This window comes from Desulfovibrio sp., assembly GCF_041907885.1.
Lineage (GTDB): Bacteria > Desulfobacterota > Desulfovibrionia > Desulfovibrionales > Desulfovibrionaceae > Desulfovibrio.
Window position 1 is genome coordinate 317,729 of sequence record NZ_JAYRGM010000001.1, and the last position, 25,061, is coordinate 342,789.

Below are 25,061 nucleotides of genomic sequence, written 5' to 3' on the forward strand. Positions count from 1 at the left end.
AGGAGATCGCCGCGATGGATTTTCTGAGCATGAACACCCTGGGCTATCCCATCCTCAGCATTCTTGTTTTTCTGCCGCTGGCAGGGGCCGCCATTGTGCCTCTGCTGCCGGGAGAAAACAGCGTGCGGGTGTGGACGCTGCTTGTCACCCTGGCCAACGCCGTTGTTTCACTGCCGCTGTTTACGCGGTTTGACCCCACATACGCCCTGTACCAGTTTGCGGAACACCGGCCCTGGATCGAGAGCCTGAATGTCAACTACACCCTGGGTGTGGACGGCATTTCGCTGCTACTGGTGATGATGACAACCCTCATCATGCCGCTGTGCGTGCTGGGATCGTGGAAGTATATCCAGAGCCGCGTCAAGGAATTCATGATCTGCCTGCTGGTCATGGAAACATCCATGCTGGGCGTTTTCATGTCGCTGGATCTGGTGCTGTTTTATGTGCTGTGGGAAGCAATGCTCATTCCCATGTATCTGCTTATCGCCGTATGGGGCGGGCCGCGCAAAAGCTATGCCTCCATCAAGTTCTTTTTGTACACGCTGGCGGGCTCGGTTTTTCTGCTGGTGGCCATTGTGGCCCTGTACATCAATCAGGGTACGTTCAGCATTCCCGCCCTCATGGGGCAGCAGTATTCCGAACGCTTCCAGCTGCTGGTGTTTCTGGCCTTTTTCATTGCCTTTGCCATCAAGGTTCCCATGTTTCCCTTCCACACATGGCTGCCTGCGGCCCACGTGGAGGCCCCAACAGCCGGCTCGGTGATACTGGCCTCGGTGCTGCTTAAAATGGGAACATACGGCTTTTTGCGCTTTTGCCTGCCCATTACCCCTGGTGCTGCCATTGGCCTGCTGCCAGCCTTGCAGTGGCTCTCTGTGGCAGGAATCATCTACGGCGGCCTGACGGCCCTTGCCCAGCAGGACATGAAAAAACTTATCGCCTATTCAAGCGTGGGCCATATGGGTTTTGTCACTCTGGGTATTTTTGCCCTCAACCAGCGCGGGCTGGAAGGCGCACTGCTGCAAATGATCAATCACGGCGTGACCACCGGTGCGCTGTTTCTCTGCGTGGGCATGGTGTACGAACGCTCGCACAGCCGTGAACTTTCAGACGCCGCAGGGCTTGGCAAATTCATGCCCATCTATGTGACGTATCTGACGTTTTTTTCGCTGTCGTCGCTGGCCTTTCCCGGCACAAACAGCTTTGTGGGCGAGTTTCTCATCCTGGCCGGGGCCTTTTTCAACAACAAGATTGTGGCTGTGTGCGCCGTGCCGGGGGCCATTCTTGCGGCGGCCTACATGCTGCGCATGTTGCAGCGGGTGATCTGGGGCGGCACAAACAATCCCGACCAGTCGCGCATGTACGATCTGGGCTGGCGCGAGGCTGTAACCCTTGCCCCGCTGCTGGTATTTGTTTTCTGGATAGGGCTTGCCCCGGAACCGTTTTTGCGCGTCATGAGGCCAAGCCTTGACCATCTGCTTGCGCAGACAGGCTACCACGCCCAAAGCGCGCTGGCCCTTGCGGAACTTGTTGCGCGCTGACCGAACCCCAAGCAAGGACAAAAGGCCTACGCATGAACGCATATCTTTTTGCACCGGAACTGGTTCTTCTTGCGGGCTGCCTGCTGGCATTCTGCATGACTCTCACAGAGGCCCGCACGCAAACGCTGCGTTTGCTGGTTCTGTGTGTGGGGGCTGCCTTTGCGGCCTCCTCCCTGGGCTGCCTTTTTGCCAAGGGAACCCTGTTTTACGGAGCCTACAGGGTAGACCTGTTTTCGCAGCTGGTAAAAAGCGTGCTGTCTGTGGGCTTTACGCTTATGCTGCTTTTTGGCGCAGATACCAAGGGAATTTCGGTGCGCATGCGGCCGGAATACTACTTCTTTCTGCTCACAAGTTTGCTGGGGCTTACCCTGCTTTCAAGCAGTGTAGAACTCATCACCCTGTTCATCGCCCTTGAGCTGTCGTCGTACTCGCTCTATCTGCTCGTGCCCATGCGCACACCATCGGACAGCATGCGCGCCCCCATGGAGGCGGCCATCAAGTATCTGCTGTTTGGCGTAACGGCATCGGGCATCATGCTGTTTGGCATGAGCTGGATATTTGGCATTGCTGGCAGCACCTACCTTGAACAGATACTGCCTGCCATGCGCACCGCCCTCTCACACCCGACTGGGCTGAACGCGGCTGCGCTGGTGGGACTGCTCATGCTGCTGTGCGGCATGTTTTTCAAACTGGCGGTGTTTCCCTTCCACTTTTGGGCGCCCGATGTGTACCAGGGCGCATCCAACGACACCACGGCCTTTATCGCCTCCATGCCCAAGATTGTGGCTGTGGCGGTGCTGGCGCGCTTCTGCGCACTGGCATTCCCCGGCGAGGGGCATATGGCCCTGCTGCTGACGGGGCTTTCCATCGCCTCCATGTGCTATGGCAACCTCACGGCCCTAGTACAGACAGACGTCAAGCGCATGCTGGGTTTTTCGGGCATTGCGCATGCCGGGTACATTCTTATGGGCATGGCCACCCTTCAGGGCTGGGGCATTGCCACATCGCTGTACTATGCCACGGGCTACCTGTTCATGATGCTGGCGGCATTTTTGGTGCTGTGCGTTGTTTCGCCTGATGGGCAAAACCTGAGCATCAAGGATATGAACGGCCTTTCGCGGCGGTCGCCCCTGCTGGCATTTGTGCTTGGCGTAAGCATGTTTGCCCTGGCGGGTATTCCGCCCTTTGTGGGATTTATGGGCAAGTTCATGCTGCTCACCGGCGCGTGGCGGGCAGGGCACACGGCCCTTGTGATTGTTGCGGCCATCAATACGGCCATCGGCATCTACTATTATTTGCAGGTGGTGCGCGCCGTGTACACAGAGGCTGCCTCTGAAGACACACAGGCCATTGTGCCGCACCTTGGTGCGCGCATGGCGGGCATTTGCCTTGTGGGCCTTGTGCTGGCCTTGGGCATAGCGCCCGAAACCATGATACGTCTGGCAACCGAGGCAGTGCTGGCTGCCTGGTAAACAAGTACACCAGCGTTTAGCTGCAATATCAAAGCCCCAGGTTCGCTCAAAACCTGGGGCTTGATTTTATCTGAAACAAAATCGCCTTTGTGTGTGCCGCATGAAAAACGGGCTTGGTGTCGCCAGCTATTTCGTCAGGGTGCAACCATTACCGCATTGCGACCTGCCGCCTTGGCGGCATACAGCGCCTTGTCTGCCCTTATTACCAACTGCAGGAGCGAATCATCGGCGGACACTAACTGCCCATGCACGCCATCTGCATCACTTACCGCAACCCCAATGCTTGCTGTTACCGCAAACTTGACCCCCTCGTGCATGAAAGAATGGGCAGCTATGGCCTGGCGTATACGGTGGGCAAGCTCTTCTGCCTGCCCGGCGTCTGCACAGGTGGCAAGCACCACAAATTCTTCACCGCCATAGCGCACAAGCAGGTCGGCCTGACGCACACTGGCATTTATAATCTTTGCAACTCCCTGCAAAACCATGTCACCCGCTCTATGACCGTAGGTATCGTTGATTTTTTTAAAATGGTCGATATCAAGCATAAGGCACGAGCACAGATGACCAAAAGCCAGGGCATTCTGAAAAAAATCGGCCCCGGTGATCTGCAAAAACCGACGGTTATGCAATCCTGTAAGGACATCATTGAGGCTTTCAGCCTCTGCCTTTTTTATTTTACTGGTTACTCGGAGGCTCATGATTGTAAAGGCATCAAAAAGAATTCTGATCTCGGAAGGCATATTCTTGCTTGAATGCAGCTTGCCAGTCACCGCGTAATCATTTTTACGCAACTCAAGCGCATACGCCGTAAGTTCTTCAAGCGGGCCTTCAATGCTGCGGCAAAAACGCAGTATAAATGGCATTACCAGTAATACTGCGCACAGCGCTCCAAGAATCAGCGACAAGGTTTGCCAGCGATAACCAGCAAGAATTTTATCAACACTCTGAAAATAAATCAGCTTCCAGCCGCCCTTTCCCACATCCACAGACGCGCCCACCATGCGCGCCCCTGCGCTGCTTATGAATGTCTGACCAGAATCGTCCAATTCCATAAGCTGTGCAGAAACCTTGGCCAGGACTCCATTGTTGCCATCTGCAACAGCACTGGCCGGGGCGAGAATATTCCCTTTTGCATCGCACAGCACAAGGCCCTGCATATCTGGTATAAACGAACCGCGCATCCATGCATCAAGCTCGCCCACAAGAATGGTTATAAACACAACACCATCAAATCTGCCCTCTGCATCAAACACAGGTGCGGAAAAAATGCAGATGGGTTTACCTGATATGCGCCCCTTTATGCCCGTGGTTATTGCAGACCTTCCTTCTTGTGCTTCTGTAAAATAATGCCTGTCGCCAACATATACACCTGTTATCCCCATGGTATCTATAATGGAATTTCCATCACGTCCCACAAATACTGCTGCAGAAATACCAGGATGTGTGGCTATAAAGCCCTTGAACTCTGCTGAAGCATGTGAAATTTCAGTACGGTGTGACTGAAGAATCCTGATTGGGGTCGATAGAGAAAACGGGAAATAAAGCACGGTAAGACAGCGGCAGGCCATGCCATGCTTGGTCTTTCTGGAATGGTGTCCAGTTGAAGTACGCCTCAACCGGGCGTCAGGCACCCCACCTATGTTGCGTCAGATTAGGATCGTTTTTCGCCTTTTCTGACGATCTGCGCTCGGCCTCTCAGGCTTCAACCTGACAGATCAACCGCTAGCGTGCTTTATTTTCCGAATTCTGAGACGACCCCTGATTAAAAAATGCAAATCTTCAAAACAAACATCAACGTAGCCTTTGACAGTATTTTTATTTTTGTGAAGGTCATCTGCAATCTGGATTATTTCAGCTTCAACAATTTGCTGACGTTGAAAAAAGAAAAAAAACAGCGCAGCGACAATGCTCGGAATACAGACAACAAGCATGATGTACAGACGTATACGCCCACGAATTGTATCAAACCTGAGAAAATTCACTACATTAAATCTTTCCATATCTTGCTCGTGTAACTAGAATTATTTTCAAACAATAGTATGTGCAAGACAAAAACAACTCCACTACAAAGTTATCTGCCAGTTGCATTATAGGCAAACAATATCGGCATCCTTTTTTAGCCATATGTTCATGCCAGATACATACCCTGCGATCTATTCCTGCGATTTGCACAGCCCAAAAATCATAGCACCTTGCCCATCAAAATACGCCAGATAGGTTTGGCCGCCAAGGGCTCCACAGTAAGATTTAGAGCATTTGTTGGCTTAAGATTGCGGATTTCGCGCATATTTTTACAGAGCACTGCATGTAGAAGCATATTTGATATTTTTTTAAAGCAAAACAATATCGTATATATTATTTTTTTAAATATCTAACCAACAAAACTAAATACATGTGAAAAAAATATTTATATTTCCAAACCATCATATTGTACCATATTCATTCAAATTAGCAGAACAGTGATGACACAATTGATACCACACGATCACAGCAATGTGTATTTAATTGTAGCAGATATTACTGCTGTCATTCTCTGTTGTATAGATAAAAAACTGCTACAGACTTTCATTTTTATGGAGAAACTGCCTTGATCAGCCAGATATTGCACACGCTACGCGGAAAATTCTTCCTCACCATGTCCATTGGGGCCATCGCCATGTCTGGCCTATTTTTTCTTTCATTGCAGTCAATTAATCAAATTGAACTCAAATACGCCCAAACCCGAGACACCGCCATAGCGGGCCGGATTCTGGCACTAGATATAACAAAAAACATAAATTACTTCAGCAGATTAACAAGAAATATCATGCTTGGCAGCGACATCGGCAAAGACCTCAAGCAGATAGACACCGCAATAATGACGGTAAAAAAACATTTTGCCACACTTTCTTCACTCAACCTCCCTGCTGAATCAAAAAATCTGACAGAGAAGGCCCACAAAGCCGCTATTGCATTCATGAGCAATGGTCAGAGTCTTGTGTCTCCTCTTGTTGAGGTTCCCGTAGAGCAACGACATCTCGCCTACAAAACATACGAAAAAGATGCCACTCCCTATGCCGTGGCATTCAGGGAACATTTTGAAAAATTTGACGCAAACATTACTATCCTGGCCGAAACCGCCATGGCTGACCTGAATAAGGACATAGCCTCGCGGCGCACGGTGATGTGGTTTGAGTTTGTTTTTGCCATCTGCCTCGTGTATTGCGCCGGGTACCTGTTAACCAACCGCGATCTGTTTGCCATGCGCCAATGTTTGGCCTTTGCCGCTAATCTGGGCAAACAGCAAGCTGATCAGCGGCTTGCGGCCCACAAATGCGCCAGCCTGAGCCCCCTGGCGCTGGCGCTGAACAATACGGCAGACAATATTGCCGCCTACCGTGAATCATCGGCCAGGGCACAGGCAGAGGCCGAACACGAGCGCGAAGAAGCCACCAGGGCGCTGGACGAAGCCCGTCAGGCGCAGGTTCTTGCCGAAAAAACCAAAAATGATGGCATGTTGCAGGCTGCACAGCAGCTTGAAGCAGTGGTTGAAATTGTTGGCGGCGCATCGCAGGATCTGGCCGTAAAAATTGGGCAATCCCGCAGAGGTGCCGATGACCAATCGAGCCGGGTGCGCGATACGGCCACGGCCATGGAAGAAATGAACGCAACTGTACGCGAGGTTGCACAAAACGCCCAGCAGGCCGCTGGCATTGCCGATCAGGCACGTCAGCAGGCGCAAGAAGGTGCGCAGATTGTGAACAGCGCGGTCAAGGGTATTGAATCTGTACACGAGCAATCTCTTGCCATCAGGCAAGATATGGATTTACTTGGCAAACAGGCCGAAAATATAGGCCAGGTCATGGCTGTCATTGCCGATATTGCCGACCAGACCAACCTGCTTGCTCTCAATGCCGCCATCGAAGCTGCCCGTGCTGGGGACGCTGGCAGAGGGTTTGCCGTAGTTGCAGACGAAGTACGCAAACTGGCAGAAAAAACCATGACTGCAACGCAAGAGGTTGGGCGCGCCATTGGCGATATACAGAACGGTACGCGAAAAAACATTCTGAATGTGGAACAGAGCGCCACTGCCATCGAAAATGCAACAAAACTTTCCATACGTTCTGGCGATTCGTTAAAGCAGATTCTTGAATATGTGCATCTTGTCAATGATCAGGTACAGTCCATTGCCACTGCAAGCGAGCAACAGTCTGCCGCCAGCGATGAAATCAGCAGATCCGTTGTACAGGTAGCAACCATCTCTGCCGAAACAGCCCAAACAATGGAACATGCCGCCCATGCGGTGGATGGCCTGGCCCATCAGGCGCAGGTACTTCAGCGGCTTATCAATGATATGAAAGCTCAGGGTTAACAACACGCCTACATGACTAGCTGGATGGCTAAGTGAATTCTCTGTTGTTCTGGTGGCTTATGATAAAATCATGAGCCACCTTTTACAACGCTGCTTTCCACGCGCTGCCCAAGCCGTTGCTAAACCGCACTTCATTATTTCACTTTTGCCATAATCGTTGCGTCCACATATAGACACAAAGCGTAAGGCGCATTAATCTGAATACAACTTGTTTGCTCAAGTACTGGCGGTGTCAGCCAGATCCACGGCGCAATAACAGCGTAGCATGTCGGGGATGCAAATAATCTTACATATTTTCCCTTAGCTGCCAGGAGACCACGTCGGGCAACAGACACAGCCGGTTTCGGTAGCAGTTCAACTGCCCGGCTTGTTCACCTCACCAATAAACGGGAGGCACAGAATGCAGTTAAAAGTTGCAACCCGGCTGTGGCTGGGCTTTGGTTCCATTTTTTTTCTGATGCTGCTCAGTACCTTGATAATGCGCCACAATCTCAGCCAGGCCGACAGCCTTGCCGATACCACAGGGCACGAAAGCCTGCCCATGGCCCTGATGGCGGCTGATATGAAATTACAAACGGTGCAGGTGCAACAGTTTCTTTCAGATGTATCAGCAACCCATAGAACAGATGGATACAAGGAGGCGCAGGAAGCAGCCGATATTTTCCACGCGCATGCCAGCAAATTCAAAAACAAGTTTATCAACGAGAATGACAAAAAATCGTTGGAACGCCTTCAGGAAACTGTAAAGTCATTTGACGAAATGTATGCCCTTGGCCGCAAAATGGCCGATACATATATCAATCAGGGCGTCGAGGCTGGCAACGTGCTTATGGATGACTTTGACAAAGCCACAGAATCGCTGACAGATGCCCTTGAGCCTTTTATTGAAGAACAGATGCATGCCACAAGCCGCAATCTCGGCACTTTAAAGGACGAACTGGCCACAAGCCTGATGCTGCAATGGGTGCTGACGGCAATTTCCATAATCACAGGATCACTTGGCGCTTTGTTTACGATTAGGTCTTTCATGACCCAGCTCGGCGCAGAGCCCTCAGACGTGGCCGAAGTGGCACGCAAGATATCGGGCGGTGATCTTGAGGTAGACATGAGCCTGCACGGCAGCCGCAGAGATTGCGGGCTGTTTGCCGCCATGCGCGAAATGCGCGAAGAGCTTAAAAACAGCTTTGACAAGGCAACAGAGCGCCAGGCAGAAGCAGAACAGCAGGCAGAGGCCGCCAGCAAGGCCGTGGCCGAGGCCACGGAAGCAAAACACATGGCTGAAACGGCACGGGCTGAGGGCATGTTGCAGGCGGCCCAGCAACTTGAAGCAGTAGTTGAAATAATTTCAACGGCCTCCGAGCAGCTGGCAACACAGATAACTCAGTCGAGCCGGGGTGCGGATGAACAGTCTGGCCGTATTCACGAAACGGCCACAGCCATGGAACAAATGAATGCCACCGTGCTGGAAGTTGCCAAAAACGCCCAGCTTGCCGCCGATGTATCGGGAAACGCCCAAAAGCAGACACTTGAAGGCGTACAGATTGTGACCAGCGCGGTTGCAGGTATCAAATCCATCCATGCAAAATCCCTTGCCATCAAGCAGGATATGGGCGCTCTGGGCAAACAGGCCGAGGCCATTGGCCAGATAATGAATGTCATCGCCGACATAGCCGACCAGACAAATCTGCTGGCGCTCAATGCTGCCATTGAGGCCGCAAGAGCCGGTGACGCTGGGCGGGGTTTTGCTGTTGTGGCCGACGAAGTACGCAAGCTTGCAGAAAAAACCATGACAGCAACACGCGAGGTGGGCGAAGCCATCAGCGGCATTCAGCAAGGTACGAGAAAAAATATCGATAGCGTTGAGGATGTGGGAGAGGCGATCGAAGAAGCCACTTCGCTTTCTGCCCGTTCTGGTGATTCCTTGCGTCAGATTCTTGAGTTCGTAGAGCATGTAAACGACCAGATTCAGGCCATCGCCGCAGCCAGCGAGCAGCAGTCTGCAACAAGCGAGGAGATCAACAGGTCTGTGGAGCAGGTTGCAACCATTTCTGCCGAAACAGCTAAGGCCATGGAAAGCGCATCGCAGGCTGTGGATGCCCTTTCGCGGCAATCGACAACACTGCAAGGGCTGATACATAGCATGAAAAAGCAGGGCTGATTCTACGCAACGCCGATCGCAAGGGCCGTCCAGTGGGCGGCCTTTTTCATTTCTGCAACCTCAAAAGTGGGCTTGCCTTTTCCCTCTCCTCAAAATATTAATAATTATTTTTACTAATTGTAACAATTGCAATCTGCTTGCAATCTTTTTTGTATCTCATTATATATCGAATATAGAATTAGTATTCCTTGCAACTTATAACCAATTGTGGTGCTCCGGCTCGCCCAGAATCGGGTGTACGCGTTTGCACAACCGTAGCAGTAGCACTCATGAGTCATTCGCACCCAAGTAGAAAGGAATGTTGCGCCAAGCAGTCCCCCCTATCATAAACAAGAAAAAATCGAAACTTGATGCAGCAAGCTTACTGCTTGCAACCATATCATCAACTTGTGAAGGATCTGCCCATGACAAATCTTCTTGGTGAATTTTTTGGAACAATGATGCTTATCACCTTTGGTGCTGGCGTAGTAGCCTGCGTATTGCTTAAAGATTCCAAAGGTAATGGCGGCGGCTGGATTGTTATTACCGCTGGCTGGGCTTTTGGTGTTATTCTTGGTGTTTTCACCTCTGTTGCATTGGGTGCCCCGCAGGCCGACCTTAACCCAGCTGTAACCCTGGCTAAAACAATGCTTGGCACCTATGGCGTTGCCCAGGCCATTGCCACCATGCTGTCTCAGGTGGCCGGCGCATTTACTGGTGCTGCCATTGTGTGGCTGGCCTATCTGCCCCACTGGGCGCCCACTGAAGACGCAGGCCTCAAACTGGCCGTGTTCAGCACCGGCCCTGCCATCCGCAGCTATGGGCAGAACTTTTTGTGCGAAGTTATCGGCACCTTCATGCTGCTGTTTGCCATCTTTGCCATTTTCCACAAGAACAACGGCACCCTGCCTGCCGGTTTTGGCCCCTACCTTGTCGGTATTCTTGTGTGGGCCCTGGGCCTCAGCCTGGGCGGCCCCACCGGTTACGCCATCAACCCCGCCCGCGACCTTGGCCCCCGCATTGCCCATGCAGTGCTGCCCATTGCTGGCAAAGGCTCCTCTGACTGGGCTTATGCATGGATTCCGGTATGCGCTCCCATGGTGGGCGCGGTTCTTGCCTACGTGGTGGGCAAGGCTGTTGGCTTGATCTAAACGACGCAATTTGAGCAACTCCTGTTTTTTACGGGCAAGTAGCAGATGCTGCTTGCCCGCCCCCCACCAACAAGCACCAATCTGCTTTGGAGGAATCTATGTCCCAGAAGTACATACTGTCGCTTGACCAGGGAACCACAAGCTCGCGCGCCATTCTTTTTGACCGCGATGCCAATATCGTGCAGGTATCCCAGCGCGAATTCACGCAAATTTTTCCCCAGCCCGGCTGGGTCGAGCATAACCCCAACGAAATTTTTGACACCCAGTCGCACGTTGCCAAGGAATGCCTGAAGCATGCCAATGCCCAGGGCAACGAACTGGCCGCCGTAGGCATTACCAACCAGCGCGAAACCACCGTTGTGTGGGATAAATCGACCGGCGCGCCCGTGTACAACGCCATTGTGTGGCAAGACCGCCGCACGGCGGGTTTTTGCGACCAGCTGCGTGCCGAGGGCAAGGCCGATATTATCCGTCAGAAGACGGGCCTTGTGCTTGATGCCTATTTTTCTGGAACCAAGGTTCGCTGGATTCTCGACAACGTACCGGGCGCACGCGCCAAGGCCGAAGCGGGCGAGCTGCTTTTTGGCACAATCGACACGTGGCTGATCTGGAATTTCAGCAAGCGTGGCGCGCACGTAACTGACCCCTCCAACGCCAGCCGCACCCTGCTGTTCAACATCCATACCGGCCAGTGGGATGATGAACTGCTTGAAATCATGGGCGTGCCGCGCGCCATGCTGCCCGAAGTTGCACCTTCGTCAAGCGTTATGGCCCACACGCATGCCGAATTTTTTGGTCAGGCAGTGCCCATTGCCGGTGTTGCGGGCGACCAGCAGGCCGCTACCTACGGCAATGCCTGCATGACCGAAGGCATGGCCAAAAACACCTACGGCACGGGCTGCTTCCTGCTGCTCAACACGGGCACAAAGGCCCGCGAAAGCAAAAACAACATGCTTACCACCGTGGCCTGGGAAACCCCCAAGGGCCGCTATTATGCTCTGGAAGGCAGCGTGTTTGTGGGCGGTGCGGTTGTGCAGTGGCTGCGTGACGGCCTGGGCTTTATCCGCGATTCTTCCGAAATGGAAAGCCTTGCTATCACCGTGCCCGACAACGGCGGCGTCTACCTTGTGCCCGCCTTTGTGGGCATGGGCGCGCCCTACTGGGACCAGTATGCCAGAGGAACCATGGTCGGTATCACGCGCGGCACCAACCGTGGGCATATTGCCAGAGCGGCCATTGAATCCATCGCCCTGCAAACACTCGATATCATGGAAGCCATGCAAAAGGATGCCGGCGTTCCCCTCACTACCCTGCGCGTGGACGGCGGCGCAAGCCGCAACAACATGCTCATGCAGTGCCAGGCAAACCTGACCGGCGTTGTGGTTGAGCGCCCCACGGTTACGGAAACCACTGCCCTTGGCGCTGCCTATCTTGCAGGCCTCGCCGTGGGATTCTGGGAAAGCGAAGAACAGCTCTGCGCCCAGTGGAAGCTCGACCGCCGCTTTGAACCCAATATGCCCGAAGACCGTCGGCAGGAACTGCTGCACCAGTGGCACCGCGCCGTTGAACGCGCCAGAAGCTGGATCGAAGAATAATTCTCAACACGGCTGGGCTTTGCAGCCCAGCCCGTAGGCTCGAATAATATAAAGGGTCGCCCACGGGCGGCCCTTTATACGCATATTGGACGGGTTTGTTATAGCGGCGAGCGTATTGGCAAAACCCCTGACCCGGATCTGCACTTTCCACAAGCACTCTCTCCACAAGCCCTGCTGCCCCAAAACGCCAGCGCTACACAGCGCAAACTGGGGGTTCTCCTGTCTGCCAGCTGATTGATAAAAATCTGCGGCATGAATAAGCCAATATTTCGACATTGAAATTTACTTTCAAATCTGATAATCAACATTTTCGCGCTTCACGCATCAATCTTTTCAGTAAATCTTTGCCACTCCGGTGTGTCTGGCTGCTGGCCGTAAGGATGTTCAAATGCTGTGCAATTCTCGCCTCAATCTTGCCGAATGCGCTCATCGCCAAGACCGTGCCACGCCCTGCAACAACGCAGTTACCGAAATAATCCACCAACTTGCTGAATCACTGGGCAAGGCCATAGACGCAAAAGATACGTACACACTGGCGCATTCAGAAGAAGTAGCGGTTATTTCGCAAACCCTGGCCCTTTCCATGGGCCTTGGCCATCAAATGGCAGACCTTATTCATGTGGCCGGGCATTTGCACGACCTTGGCAAAATTGGCGTGCCGGATGAAATTTTAAGCAAAACAGCTGCCCTTACAACAAAGGAATGGCTGTCAATTCGCAAGCACCCCGATATTGGGGCAGATATTCTAGCGCCCATTGCCTGCCTGCGCGAATGCGGCATTGTGGATATGGTGCGGGCACACCACGAGCATTACGACGGCAGCGGCTATCCGCAAGGGCTGGCTGGCGGCCAAATACCGCTTGGGGCGCGCATTATTGCCGTGGCAGACAGCCTTTCGGCCATGCTTCAGTCGCGGCCGTACCGTGCGGCAAAAACATTTGATGAAGCCTGCCGCGAAATTGCCCTCGGCACGGGCAGCCAGTTTGATCCCAAGGTAGTGGCGGCATTTGAACGGGTAAAAGATCGCCTGCGCGATCTGGTTGCCATGCTGCGCATTGAATAAGCCCTTGCTGTTTGCACACGTTCTGGCTCTGCCCAGTGCTTTTAATGTAAGTCTGCCCGCTGGGATTGCTGCATTTTTTGCTGGCCTGCACAGATTTGTTGCTGCACTGCTCTGATTTTTTTGCCATACGGGCAGCAATCGTTCTCAGCTGTGGCAGTGATCGTTATGGCCGAGCACGCAGCCGTATACCCAAATTATTTGACTGCCACACAGCAACAGGTTATTTTATGGTTTTGGCAAACGCTCGGCTTATCTTTTTTTGACCGCACTCCCCGCTCCACTCTGCTGCCCAGGCGCGCTTACCAGCCGCTCAGGCAGCGCGCGGTGTACCGGCAGCTGGCCGCCAGCTCTTTTGCCCTCACGCAGAATCTTGCACTTCGCTAGCCGAAGCTTGCTTGCTGCTCACACCAGACCTTTGAATTTCAGGCAGTTTTTATGCAAACAAACATATCGTCGGCCATAGGCCGCGAAGCTCTCAGGCGCCGCACTTTTGGCATTATCTCTCACCCGGACGCAGGCAAAACCACCCTCACCGAAAAGCTGCTGCTCTTTGGTGGTGCCATCCAGATGGCGGGGGCTGTCAAGGCTAAAAAAGCCCAACGCCACGCGACCTCCGACTGGATGGAAGTGGAACGCGAACGCGGCATTTCCGTTTCTTCATCGGTGATGAAGTTTACCTACGCCGACCATATCATCAATCTGCTTGATACCCCCGGCCATCAGGATTTTTCAGAAGACACCTACCGCGTGCTCACAGCGGTGGACTCTGCCCTCATGGTCATCGACTCGGTCAAGGGCGTTGAAACCCAGACCCGAAAGCTCATGGAAGTGTGCCGCATGCGCGACACGCCCATTCTTACCTTTATCAACAAGCTTGACCGCGAAGGCCGCGATGCCTTTGATCTGCTGAGTGATATCGAACAGACCCTGGGCATTCAGGCGGCTCCCATGACCTGGCCCATCGGTATGGGCAAGAGTTTTCAGGGTGTGTATGACATTGAGCGGCAGGCTATCCGTTTTTTTGCCGAAGATGGCAAAAAATCGTCGCGCCCCAAGGAAGCGCTGACCATCAATGGCCTCAGCGACCCACAACTTGTCGAGCTCATTGGCGAAGACGCCGCCGAACAGCTGCGCACCGAAATTGATCTGCTTGAAGGCGCCGGCTACCCCTTTGACAAGGAAATGTACCTCAAGGGCAAGCAGACTCCGGTTTTTTTTGGCAGCGCCGTCAACAATTTTGGCGTCCAGGAACTGCTCGACACCCTTGTACGCCTTGCGCCCGGCCCCATCCCCAGAATGGCCGAATGCGCAACGGGCGAACGCCTTGTTAACCCGCTTGAAGAAGACTTTTCAGGCGTGGTATTTAAAATTCAGGCAAATATGGACCCCGCCCACCGTGACAGAATCGCCTTTATGCGCATCTGCTCCGGCAGGTTTGAGCGCGGCATGAAGGTCAAACACCACCGTATCGGCAAAGAGGTGCAGCTTTCGCGGGCCATTACCTTTATGGCTCAAGACCGTGAAGGCGTGGAAGACGCGTGGCCCGGCGACATTATTGGCTTGCACAACCACGGCACGCTCAAAATCGGCGACACGCTCACCACTTCAGAACCGCTCAAGTTTACGGGTATTCCCAATTTTTCGCCCGAACATTTTCGCCGCGTACAACTGGCAGATCCTTTGCGTTCCAAACAGCTGGCAAAGGGGCTTAAACAACTTGCTGAAGAAGGTGCTATCCAGGTTTTCAGGCCCCTTTTTGACAGCTCGCATATTCTCGGTGCTGTGGGTGTGCTTCAGTTTGACGTTATCATTGCCCGTCTCAAGGCCGAATACGGCGTAATTGCCGTGTACGAGCCCTCGCCCATTTCGGCTGCGCGGTGGATAACTTCAAATGACAGGGCCGCGCTTGAATCATTCAAGTCTGACCAGCAGTCAAGCCTTGCCTACGATGGCGACGACTGTCTTGCCATACTTTCTACCAGTGAATGGAAGCTCTCACGTATTATTGAAGAATGGCCTCAAATCACCTTTCACACCACCCGCGAAATCAGGTAGCCAGAAAGGTACATATCCAAAACAGCTAATCCGCACACGCAGTTGCCCGAATAAACCGGGGGCCGCGTGTGCGTTACTGTTTTTGTCTGCCGTCTTGCAGGGCAACAGAAAACGGCATGCCGCCCACCCCAGAAATCTACGCTTGAAATGCTTTTCAAGCAGGCATATATGAAGTATCAGATTATATTCAAGGCCCGCCCTGGTTCTACGGCTGCCGTGGCAAGGCAGCCAAACATCTGATCCCCGAAACTCCCAGTCAATCCTCATTGTTATGTTAAAAAAACTACTGGCTTTCGTGTTTGTATTTATAGCCATGCTTGAGCTGGCATCGTATTTTTATATAAAATGTATAAATACCAACATCCAAATGCCCTCTTACAGTTTTGTAAACGTCAACAGCAAGTTTTGGACGTTCAGCGACGAGCACTTCGGTGTCTGGCATCATCCGTCTTCTACGTACATGCATAAAAAGCCCTGTTTTTCGCAGCACTATGCTTCCAATGCCTATGGCATGCGCGACAAGGAGCGCACCAAGGATACAGAACAGCAGCGTGTGGTGGTGCTGGGTGATTCCTTTATCGAAGGCTGGGGTAACCAATCTGAAGACCGGCTTTCCAATCTTCTGGAAGCATCTACGGGAAAAGAAGTACTCAATTTTGGTACTTCTGGCGGCTTTGGAACTATTCAGGAATGGCTGCAATACAAATACATGGTCAAACAATTCAAGCACGATGTTGTCATGCTGGGAATTTTGCCCCGCAATGATTTTGAAGACAACAGTCTTGAATTCTATCATACGCAGGATACGAACGACTACAGACCCTTTCTTGTGGGCGAATACCCCGACTACAAGCTGTTTTATCCTGTAAAAAATCTGCCGCATCCCACACGTATTGAGGCTTTTGGCAAGAGCTTGCAGCTTACGTTGCTGGAATGGAGCTGCCTGTACCGTGTGGCCATTTATTTGCACGATTTTAAGATTGACAACATGAAGCTTGTTCCCCGCTGGGCCCCTGAAAACGTCAGTGACCCTTCCGGTGGCTCCATGTATTATTCTGTACCCGATGAAGAATGGAACATAATGCGGTATTCGCTTGAACAGCTTGTGGCCGAAGCGGGCTCCCGCAAGGTTATACTGTTCACCATTCCCGCATACCAGGATTTTGAACACTACGATGGCAAGGAACCGCCCCTGGCCCGCAAGCTGCGGGAACTGGCCAACCGCACAGGCGTGACCTATGTGGATCTTATGCCCGCCATGGTCGCCAGGGGAGTCAAATACCCAGACCTGTACTTTAGCTGCGACAAGCACTGGAATGCATTTGGCAATGCCGTTGCCGCCGATATTCTGGAACCCTACGTGCGTGCCGCGCTGCAATCTACCCCCGCTGCAAAAGGTAACTGATGCAAGAACGCAAACTGTATTTTGGCTTTTTGCCTGCTGAAGTGAGCAACAAGGAATGCGCCGATACCGCCATGGCCATGACCTTGATAAGCCTGCTGGCCACTATGTACACCCGGTCACTCACCCTTTTGCCGCTTGCCATTGGTTTGCTGCTGCTGGGAATGGTGTGGCCCCGCGCCTACTCGCCACTTGCCAGACTCTGGCTGGGAATTTCCCTGCTGCTGGGCTCTGTCATGTCGCGCCTGGTGCTGAGTATTATTTTTGGGGTCATAGTAACCCCCATTGCCCTGATCATGCGTCTGTTTGGCCATGACCCCATGCACCGTAAGGCATGGAAAAAGGGTACGGATTCCACATTTGTTTCTCGTGACCGCCTGATTGAAGCAAAAGACCTGGAACATCCTTTCTAGGATGATATCCACAGGAGATATATAATGGAATTTTTTAAGGATATGCTGCAATTTTTTATGCAGCGCAAAAAATTCTGGCTTCTTCCGCTCGTTATTGTGCTGCTGCTGTTTGGCGTGCTTGTGGTAATGACAAGCGGATCGGCCATAGCTCCCTTTATTTACTCTGTTTTTTAACTTCGCCTGTGCGGCGCGTTGCGCGCCTGCGATATATGGAGTTTTTAATGCCCAGGGCCATTCTTGGCATATCAGCCTACTATCACGATTCTGCCGCTGCCCTGCTGGTGGACGGCAAAATTGTGGCAGCCGCCCACGAAGAGCGGTTTTCTCGCATCAAGCACGATTCTGGCTTTCCGCGCAATGCTGCGGCCTATGTACTGCGCGAGGGCGGTCTGAACATTTCCGACCTTGAAGCCGTTGCTTTTTACGACAAGCCATACCTCAAATTCGAGCGTTTGCTCGAAACCTACAACGGTTTTGCCCCGGCTGGGCTGCGCAGCTTTCTTTCGGCCATACCCGTGTGGATCAAGGAAAAGCTGTTCATGCGTTCCATGCTGCGCGATGCCATAGCCGAGCTTGGCCCCGGGTCACCCAAGGTACTTTTTCCAGAGCATCATCTGTCGCATGCGGCCAGTGCCTTTTATCCCTCGCCTTTTGACAAGGCCGCCATTCTGACCATTGACGGCGTGGGCGAATGGGCAACCACCACCATCGGGCTTGGCGAAAATTCCCATATTCGCATTCTCAAAGAGCAACAGTTCCCCCATTCCCTGGGTCTGCTGTACACAGCCTTTACGGCCTACTGCGGCTTTAAGGTGAATTCTGGCGAATACAAGCTGATGGGCCTTGCACCTTACGGCGATGGCGATATGGAACTTGTGGACCGGCTCAAGAAAGCCATTTGTGACACCTTGGTTGACATTCGTGAAGACGGCTCCCTGTTGCTGAATATGGAGTATTTCGATTACGCCACCGGCCTGCGCATGTACAAACGTACCAAGTGGGAAAAATTGCTGGGTATCCCCCCCCGCGATGCCGAAAGCGAAATCGGACAGGAATACATGGCCCTTGCGCTGGCTATCCAGCAGGTAACGGAAGATATAGTATTGCGGCTGGCCCGCACCGCACGCGAGCTGACTGGCTGTGACAATCTGGTTATGGCTGGCGGCGTGGCGCTCAACTGCGTGGCCAACGGCCTGCTGATCCGCAAGGGTATTTTTAAAAATGTGTGGATTCAACCCGCGTCCGGCGACTCTGGCGGCGCCCTGGGCGCTGCCTATGCGGCGTGGCATATCTGGGCTGGCAATGAACGACCCTCACCCAAGGGTGTTGACGCCATGCAGGGGGCCTACCTTGGCCCGGAATTTTCGCGCAATGATATTATGCGGGTCGTGCGCCGTTTTGACGCCCCCCACAAAGAATATGGCAATACAGACGAGCTGTATTCGACCGTGGCCCAGCACCTTGCCGACGGCGCTGTTGTGGGCTGGTTTCAGGGACGCATGGAATATGGCCCCCGTGCCTTGGGTGACAGGTCTATTCTGGGTGACCCCAGAAGGCCTGAAATGCAAAAGAAGCTGAATCTCAAGATTAAGTTTCGTGAGGGATTTCGTCCTTTTGCACCATCTGTGCTTGAGGAATACTGCGCCGAATGGTTTGACCTTGAACCCATGTCACCCTACATGCTGGTGTGCGCCCCGGTGGCGCAGAAACACCGCACCCCCCTGCCGGATAACGCTCGTGAGTTGCCGCTCTACGACCGCCTGTACCTGCAACGCTCTACGGTTCCGGCCATTACCCATGTGGACGGATCTGCCCGTATACAAAGCGTGTCGCGCAGCACAAATCCCCGCTATTGGGGGCTTATCGATACCTTCAGGCGTGAGCAGGGTTGCCCCATGGTTGTGAACACCAGTTTTAACGTGCGCGGAGAACCCATTGTGTGTACACCGCTTGACGCATACACATGCTTTATGCGCACGGAAATGGACTTTCTTGTGCTTGGAGACATCGTTTTTGACAAGCGTGAACAGCCAGAATGGCAAGAAAATGTAGACTTCAAGTCCATATTTACTCTCGACTGACAAGCACCAAAGCCAGTATTATAAAAACCGGGTACAAAATTCCTGTAAAGGAGTTTTGTACCCGGTTTTTACGTTGCAGTCGCATTAATCTAATACATCTATGAATATGCAAATTAATGATATATATTACTATTGATTGTTATTAAAAATTCACCAATCATATTGCTGTTCAATAAAATATTATATAAATTACAGCAGATACCTATCTAATCCACATGCAGCATCGTGCGTTTCATTTACTGAAAAATGCGATTGTACAAACGGAGCAAGAGTGGAATTACATATTCCAACAATTTTTGTAATGCTTGTTGCTGGATGTATAACACTTGCTGTTTCTGCTCTTGCAGCTTCAGAACGGCACGCATGTGACGGATTGCGTGAATGGGGCCTGGCACTCTGCGTGCATGCTACCAGTTATATTCTCTTTGCCTTGCGTGGTCTTATTCCAGATTTATTATCCATTGTGTGCGCAAACGCTTTTTTTTCCATATCCTATTCCATTTTTTACTACGCAATCCATGTTTTTTTAGGAATTCAACCCCGGCGCCGCTGGCTGCTCTGGGCACCACCACTGGTTACAACCATTGCGGTGTTTATTTTTATAGATAACACAGTCGTTCGTGTTCTGCTGGTCAATGCGATGCTGGCATCTCAGGGCTACCTGGTGCAAAAGCTGCTGTTGAGCCACAAATTTGATTTTCCTGTTCGCGGCCGCAATCTGATGGTTTTTGGCATTGCCCTTTCGCTTGTGGCTCTTGCATGGAAATTTTTCACCGCCATAGTTACGCCAGATCAGGTAATGAGCATCTTTTTATCCTCACCAGCGCAACTCACCCTGTACATCATCACCTTTATTTCTCTGATTATGGTATCAAACGGCTTTGCGCTTATGGCAAAGGAACGCTCGGACGCCTCTCTGCGCAGGGCAGCCCTGCTTGATGGGCTGACCGGCTGCTGGAACCGCGTTCGCATTGAAGAAATTCTGCACCAGGAAATGGCACGCCTGCGCCGCTACGGTCACCCGGCAGCACTGCTGATGCTGGATCTGGACAAATTCAAGCAGATCAACGACCAATATGGCCATCTTGCTGGCGATGAGGTACTGCGCGGCTTTGGCAGACTGCTGTGTACCCAGATACGGGCCACCGATGTGCCCGGGCGGTGGGGCGGCGAGGAATTCATTATTGTCTTGCCTTCGTCCACTTTTTTTGACGCAGTAACCCTGGCAGAGCATCTACGGGAGCACCTCTCAAAACTTAGATTTACCTTTGCGCTGCCATAACAACAAGTATTGGCGTGGCGGCCTGTAGGCCGGCAGATTCCGTTGAGGAATGGATCAAACGGGCCGATCTGGCCCTGTACAGGGCAAAGATCAATGGACGCAACCAGGTAAAAGTTGAAGACCTGGAAGGCAGCGTAGACAACTTTATGTGCGGAGCTTCGCGCTCATTGCTCTTGCAATGGAGCAAAACATATGAATGTGGACACGCAGAAATTGATCAACAGCACCGTAACCTGTTTGCACGAGCCAACGAATTGCTGCAAATGAACGGCAATAATGCCGATAAGGAGCACATTGCGCTTACAGTTAAGGCACTGCTCGAAGAAACCATTGCGCATTTCAAATATGAAGAACACATTCTTGAAAAAATTGGCCATCCCGACGCTTCAGCGCACGCGCAGTCACACCAGCGGCTTCTGGAAAAAACCAACATTCTGTTTTCCAAATTTCAGCGCGGTGGGGCTGAACTCACCGCCCTGCTCCACTTTATGATTTACGAGCTCACCGCCCAACACATTATGATTGACGACAGATGTTTTGGCAAAATCAATATTTCCGAGCCCGAAGCGACAACACAAACATAAAACGGGCGAGTGCCCTAACAGACACCCGCCCGCAACACCCTGCAAAAACCCCTTTCTTCGACAAATAGCTATACTTTTTGCCCGCCTCGTCGCACAAAGCAGCCCACAAAGCCGAATATGCAGGCGGGAACAATCCAGCCAAGCCCCACAGACTCAAATGGCAGGCTAGAGGTCAGCTTAACGGGCAGGCCAAAGCCTTCCAGCACGCTTATGCCACTGCACAGCAATGCGCCCCCTGTGGCAAACCGAAAGATGTTGTCGTTGCGAATGTGCCTGTCAAAAAGCGAAAGCACGATAACAACCAGAGTGCCTGGGTACAAAAAGGTGAGTATGGGTGCGGCAAAGGCAATAATACTGTCCAGGCCCACATTTGAAACCACCATACTGAAAAGCCCGGTACACACGGCCACGCATTTATAGCTCAAACGGCCCTTGCTGAACTGCGAAATAAAGGTTCCCGTTGTACCAATAAGCCCCACAGATGTTGCCATGCACGAAACACTCATCACCACTGCCAGCACCACATTACTGGCACGGCCAAACAGCCCGCCCACCAGATAGGCCGCCAGAGCGCCTTTTTCCGTATCTGCCGGATACAGGGCAGAACCCGTTGCCCCCAGATAGCACAGCCCGCAGTAGATCACGAACAGCAACGCACCGGCCACAAGACTTGATATCCCCACCGAGAGCACCTTCTGGCTACCAGAAGTATAGCCCTTGCTTTTCAGGGCGCTCACAATCACAAAACCAAACACCAGCGAAGCCATGACATCAAGGGTTTGATAGCCTGCCAGAATGCTGTTCCAGGCCACGTTGGCATCGTGTACCGAAGGGTTGATTTCCCCAAGGGGCCAGGCCACAGCCGCAATCACTATCAGAATAAAGCCGCCAATCTTTATGGGGGAAAGATAACGGGCAATGGCGTCCACCATGTTGGATTCACGGTAGGCAAGAATGGTAGAGATGCCAAAAAACACTATGGAATACAGAACTTTGGCCAGACTGATGCCCTTTGAGGAATAGCCCAAGGGTGCAAAAGAGATGGCAAAAGCCGTTGCCCCGGTACGTGGAATGGCCAGCAAGGGACCGATGCACAAAATGATGGCGCTCATCATAAGCATGGCAGGCAAACCGCCAAGCCTGTGCAACAGGCCTTCCTTGCGATCTATACAGTCAGATGCAAGCATGGCGTAGATGGTCAGCAGCGCAAGGCCCACATCTGCTGCATAGTAGCACAAAAACCCTGTAAACCACTGATTGCCCGCTGTAAGACCGATATAGAGAGGAAAAACAACATTTCCTGCCCCAAAAAACATGGAAAATAGCGCCGCACCAACTATAAAAGAGTCACGCACAAGTTTTTTGTTCATATGTTTCCAATAATGAATTTATTACCCGACATTTCCGTGCGCCATGGCTCATTGCCAAAGCGTCAGCCGCCGCCTCAAATAACAGAATGAGCCACGCGAGGCCATACACTGCCGCCAATTTTTTTCTGGCAATGCCGAGTACGCAACGATCCAAAAACTAACAGTACAATTTTATGCAAAATACAAGACGGCCCAACTGTACAGCAACAGTTGGGCCGCAAAAGCAAGCAGGCCGAGCCAGCCGACTGCTTACAAACTCGTATTGGTCACACTATTTGGGCACAGCAAGAATAACCTGCGAGGCCTTAACAATGGCGGTAACCTTTTTGCCAGCTTCAAGGCCAAGATTTTTGATGCTGCCCATGGTTACGATGGATGCAATGGAAGCACCGTCTGCCAGATCAACGATAACTTCTGCGTTGACCGCACCGGGGGTAACCTTGCTCACTGTGCCAACAAACTGGTTGCGGGTAGAGAGCAGATACTTGTCCGCATCATTCATCAGCAGCACAAAGCTGGCCTTGATGAGAGCTATGGCACTGGCACCAGGCTTGAGGCCAAGATTATTGGTGCTTACCTTGGTGATGGAAGCAACAATGTTGATACCACCTTCAACGGCAAGTTCAACTTCATCATTTACTGCACCAGAATTTACAGCAACAACCTTGCCGCTAAAAACGTTTCTTGCACTGGTTTCCATATTATTCTCCTTAAGTTGTGCGGAGTGATTATCATAACACACGGGGGGAGGTATTCCTCCGCATTGCATGAGTAGACCCTACAATTTCTGCAAAAAAATAACCAACCACACACACCATAACATAAAAAGTTAAAATTTTACTTTAATTATAGATAGTTATATGTTCACTATTGTGATAAAAGCTTGATTTTGCGAAAAATTTTGCAAACTTTCCCGCAGCCACAAGGCAAGCCGGTATGTTCAGCAACGCACCAGATGACAATTCTTTGAAGACACCGTACCATGCCAGCCGGATGCCAACCAGCAGCCTGCCATTGGCAACTGCCCAGCATCCTCTCACCGTTGCCTCGGCCACGGTATTCTCCAATAATGTTCGCCTCTTTGCCTATAGTGGAGCAAGCATGAATACATTTGATGTTGTTGTTATCGGTGGTGGGCCTGGCGGTGCCAAGGCCGCAGGCATACTTGCCCGTGGTGGAAAATCTGTAGCGCTGGTTGAAAACAGTCATCTTGGTGGCGTGTGCCTCAACTGCGGCTGCATCCCCACCAAGCTTCTGCTTGGGGCTACCGCGCCCAAGGGGCTTTTGCGTGGTCTTGAACGCCAGCGCGTGGCAAAGGGATCCATTGAAGTGGATTACGATGCCCTGCAAAAGCGAATTCAGCGCTTTATAAAGGGTTCGGCCCAAGCGCTGGGCAAAAGCCTTGAACAACTTGGCGTTACCCTTATTGAAGGTCGCGCTGTCTGCACCGGCCCCACCGAAGTGCTGGTAACCGGCACCGATGGCAGCAGCCAGGGCCTGCACGCGCAGCACATCATCCTTGCGGGCGGTTCGCGATCTGCGGCTTTTCCCGGCATGGCTCCCGACCATGTGGCTGTGCTCGACAGCACCGACATGCTGCGCATCGCCGCCGTGCCCGAAAGCCTGATTGTGGTGGGCGCTGGGGCCATTGGCCTTGAAATGGCCGACTTTTTCAGTGCCATGGGCAGCAAGGTAACCATTGTTGAAGCCGCCCCGCATCTGGCCCCCACAGAAGATGCCGATGTGGGTCTGGAAATGGGCAAACTGCTTGGCAAGACCGGCATCACCGGCATCACCGGGGTCAAGGCTGCATCGCTCACAACCAGTAATGGCATGGCCACACTGGCCCTTGAAGATGGCCGCGAGCTTACGGCCGCCAAGGCGCTTGTGGCCGTGGGCAGAACCCCCAATACAGACGGCCTCGGCGCAGAAAGCGCTGGCTGCACGCTTCAGGCACGCGGTTATGTGACTGTTGACCAGTGCCTTATGGCCTCGCCCACGGTGTACGCCATTGGCGATATCAACGGGCAAACCCTGCTGGCCCACGCGGCCGAGCACCAGGGAGCCTACGTGGCGCGGCACATTCTTGGCCAGCAAACGACCCCCTATGCCTCCGGGCCCATACCCTCATGCGTATACGGCAGCCTGGAGATCATGCGCGTGGGCATTACCGCAAGGCAGGCCCTGGCCAGCGGCGGCAAGGTCGAGGTCGCCAGGGCGCAGCTCATGGGCAACGCCATTGCTCAGGCCGGAGGCGATGCTTCGGGCTTTGTGAAAATTGTGTGGCATAATGGCGCGCTGGCGGGAATTTCTGCGCTGGGTCACGGGGTATCGCACCTTGTTACGGCAGCTCAGCTTTTGCTTTTGGGGCAATACCATGGCGATGCCCTGCACGCCTTCATGTTTGCCCACCCAACCCTTGATGAAGCGCTGCACGCAGCGCTTGAGGCCCCCAGGGAAGTTGTTACCGCCTGATTTTGCCCCTCGGCCCTATCCTGCAAAGCCCCGGTCTGCGCAAGCTGACCGGGGCTTTGTTCGCTTTTGCCAATTTTTACATATCAGATTAA

The 25,061-nt window shown here is 52.5% G+C and carries 20 protein-coding genes; 15 read left to right on the top strand and 5 right to left on the bottom strand.

What is annotated here, in order from left to right; all coding sequences use genetic code 11:
* Nucleotides 1–14: 14 nt before the first annotated feature.
* Nucleotides 15–1,538 (top strand): NADH-quinone oxidoreductase subunit M, encoded by a 1,524-nt coding sequence (locus tag ACE3NW_RS01300; protein WP_374279570.1) that lies wholly within the window; start codon nucleotides 15–17, stop codon nucleotides 1,536–1,538.
* Between the two features lie 32 nt (nucleotides 1,539–1,570).
* Nucleotides 1,571–3,010: an NADH-quinone oxidoreductase subunit N gene (locus ACE3NW_RS01305; RefSeq protein WP_374279571.1), complete on the top strand. Its 1,440-nt coding sequence runs from the start codon at nucleotides 1,571–1,573 to the stop codon at nucleotides 3,008–3,010.
* Nucleotides 3,011–3,144: 134 nt separating this feature from the next.
* Here ACE3NW_RS01305 and ACE3NW_RS01310 read toward each other — a convergent pair whose 3' ends face one another.
* Nucleotides 3,145–4,578: a diguanylate cyclase gene (locus ACE3NW_RS01310; RefSeq protein ID WP_374279572.1), complete on the bottom strand. Its 1,434-nt coding sequence runs from the start codon at nucleotides 4,576–4,578 to the stop codon at nucleotides 3,145–3,147.
* Nucleotides 4,579–4,725: 147 nt separating this feature from the next.
* Nucleotides 4,726–5,010 carry a hypothetical protein gene (locus ACE3NW_RS01315; RefSeq protein ID WP_374279573.1) on the bottom strand — a complete coding sequence of 95 codons (285 nt, stop codon included), beginning with the start codon at nucleotides 5,008–5,010 and terminating at the stop codon, nucleotides 4,726–4,728.
* Between the two features lie 806 nt (nucleotides 5,011–5,816).
* On the opposite strand from ACE3NW_RS01315, the gene ACE3NW_RS01320 reads away from it, so the two are divergent.
* From ACE3NW_RS01320 to ACE3NW_RS01375, 12 genes are all read left to right on the top strand, one after another.
* On the top strand, nucleotides 5,817–7,361 hold the full coding sequence (locus ACE3NW_RS01320; protein ID WP_374279574.1) for a methyl-accepting chemotaxis protein: 1,545 nt from the start codon (nucleotides 5,817–5,819) through the stop codon (nucleotides 7,359–7,361).
* Nucleotides 7,362–7,761: 400 nt separating this feature from the next.
* Nucleotides 7,762–9,519, top strand: a complete 1,758-nt coding sequence (locus ACE3NW_RS01325) for a methyl-accepting chemotaxis protein (RefSeq protein WP_374279575.1) — start codon at nucleotides 7,762–7,764, stop codon at nucleotides 9,517–9,519.
* Between the two features lie 404 nt (nucleotides 9,520–9,923).
* Nucleotides 9,924–10,649, top strand: a complete 726-nt coding sequence (locus tag ACE3NW_RS01330) for an MIP/aquaporin family protein (protein ID WP_374279576.1) — start codon at nucleotides 9,924–9,926, stop codon at nucleotides 10,647–10,649.
* A 98-nt stretch (nucleotides 10,650–10,747) separates the two neighbouring features.
* Nucleotides 10,748–12,244, top strand: a complete 1,497-nt coding sequence (gene glpK, locus ACE3NW_RS01335) for a glycerol kinase GlpK (protein WP_374279577.1) — start codon at nucleotides 10,748–10,750, stop codon at nucleotides 12,242–12,244.
* A 388-nt stretch (nucleotides 12,245–12,632) separates the two neighbouring features.
* Nucleotides 12,633–13,307, top strand: a complete 675-nt coding sequence (locus tag ACE3NW_RS01340) for an HD-GYP domain-containing protein (protein WP_374279578.1) — start codon at nucleotides 12,633–12,635, stop codon at nucleotides 13,305–13,307.
* A 435-nt stretch (nucleotides 13,308–13,742) separates the two neighbouring features.
* Complete coding sequence (locus ACE3NW_RS01345) at nucleotides 13,743–15,362, top strand: peptide chain release factor 3 (RefSeq protein WP_374279579.1); 1,620 nt, start codon at nucleotides 13,743–13,745, stop codon at nucleotides 15,360–15,362.
* Nucleotides 15,363–15,729: 367 nt separating this feature from the next.
* Nucleotides 15,730–16,767 (top strand): SGNH/GDSL hydrolase family protein, encoded by a 1,038-nt coding sequence (locus tag ACE3NW_RS01350; protein ID WP_374279580.1) that lies wholly within the window; start codon nucleotides 15,730–15,732, stop codon nucleotides 16,765–16,767.
* Nucleotides 16,767–17,177 (top strand): SxtJ family membrane protein, encoded by a 411-nt coding sequence (locus ACE3NW_RS01355; protein WP_374279581.1) that lies wholly within the window; start codon nucleotides 16,767–16,769, stop codon nucleotides 17,175–17,177. Before ACE3NW_RS01350 ends, ACE3NW_RS01355 begins: the two co-directional genes overlap by 1 nt.
* A 24-nt stretch (nucleotides 17,178–17,201) precedes the next feature.
* A complete protein-coding gene (locus tag ACE3NW_RS01360) occupies nucleotides 17,202–17,351 on the top strand; it encodes a DUF5989 family protein (protein WP_374279582.1) in 150 nt (49 codons plus the stop codon).
* A 47-nt stretch (nucleotides 17,352–17,398) separates the two neighbouring features.
* Entirely contained in the window at nucleotides 17,399–19,258 is a 1,860-nt protein-coding gene (locus ACE3NW_RS01365; protein WP_374279583.1) for a carbamoyltransferase, read from the top strand.
* A gap of 640 nt (nucleotides 19,259–19,898) precedes the next feature.
* Nucleotides 19,899–20,540, top strand: coding sequence for a GGDEF domain-containing protein (locus ACE3NW_RS01370; protein ID WP_374279584.1), 642 nt, complete (start codon nucleotides 19,899–19,901; stop codon nucleotides 20,538–20,540).
* 14 nt (nucleotides 20,541–20,554) lie between these two features.
* The gene (locus ACE3NW_RS01375) at nucleotides 20,555–21,124 is read left to right on the top strand and encodes a hemerythrin domain-containing protein (RefSeq protein WP_374279585.1); all 570 of its coding nucleotides are present in this window, start codon (nucleotides 20,555–20,557) and stop codon (nucleotides 21,122–21,124) included.
* A 68-nt stretch (nucleotides 21,125–21,192) separates the two neighbouring features.
* Here the strand turns inward: ACE3NW_RS01375 and brnQ are convergent, their stop codons facing one another.
* The 3 genes from brnQ to ACE3NW_RS01390 form a co-directional block, all read right to left on the bottom strand.
* The gene (brnQ, locus tag ACE3NW_RS01380; protein ID WP_374279586.1) at nucleotides 21,193–22,494 is read right to left on the bottom strand and encodes a branched-chain amino acid transport system II carrier protein; all 1,302 of its coding nucleotides are present in this window, start codon (nucleotides 22,492–22,494) and stop codon (nucleotides 21,193–21,195) included.
* 271 nt (nucleotides 22,495–22,765) lie between these two features.
* Complete coding sequence (locus tag ACE3NW_RS01385; RefSeq protein WP_374279587.1) at nucleotides 22,766–23,194, bottom strand: molybdopterin-binding protein; 429 nt, start codon at nucleotides 23,192–23,194, stop codon at nucleotides 22,766–22,768.
* A gap of 142 nt (nucleotides 23,195–23,336) precedes the next feature.
* Entirely contained in the window at nucleotides 23,337–23,549 is a 213-nt protein-coding gene (locus ACE3NW_RS01390) for a hypothetical protein (protein WP_374279588.1), read from the bottom strand.
* Nucleotides 23,550–23,595: 46 nt separating this feature from the next.
* Between ACE3NW_RS01390 and ACE3NW_RS01395 the strand changes: the two genes are divergently transcribed.
* Nucleotides 23,596–24,969: an NAD(P)/FAD-dependent oxidoreductase gene (locus ACE3NW_RS01395; RefSeq protein ID WP_374279589.1), complete on the top strand. Its 1,374-nt coding sequence runs from the start codon at nucleotides 23,596–23,598 to the stop codon at nucleotides 24,967–24,969.
* Nucleotides 24,970–25,061: the final 92 nt, after the last annotated feature.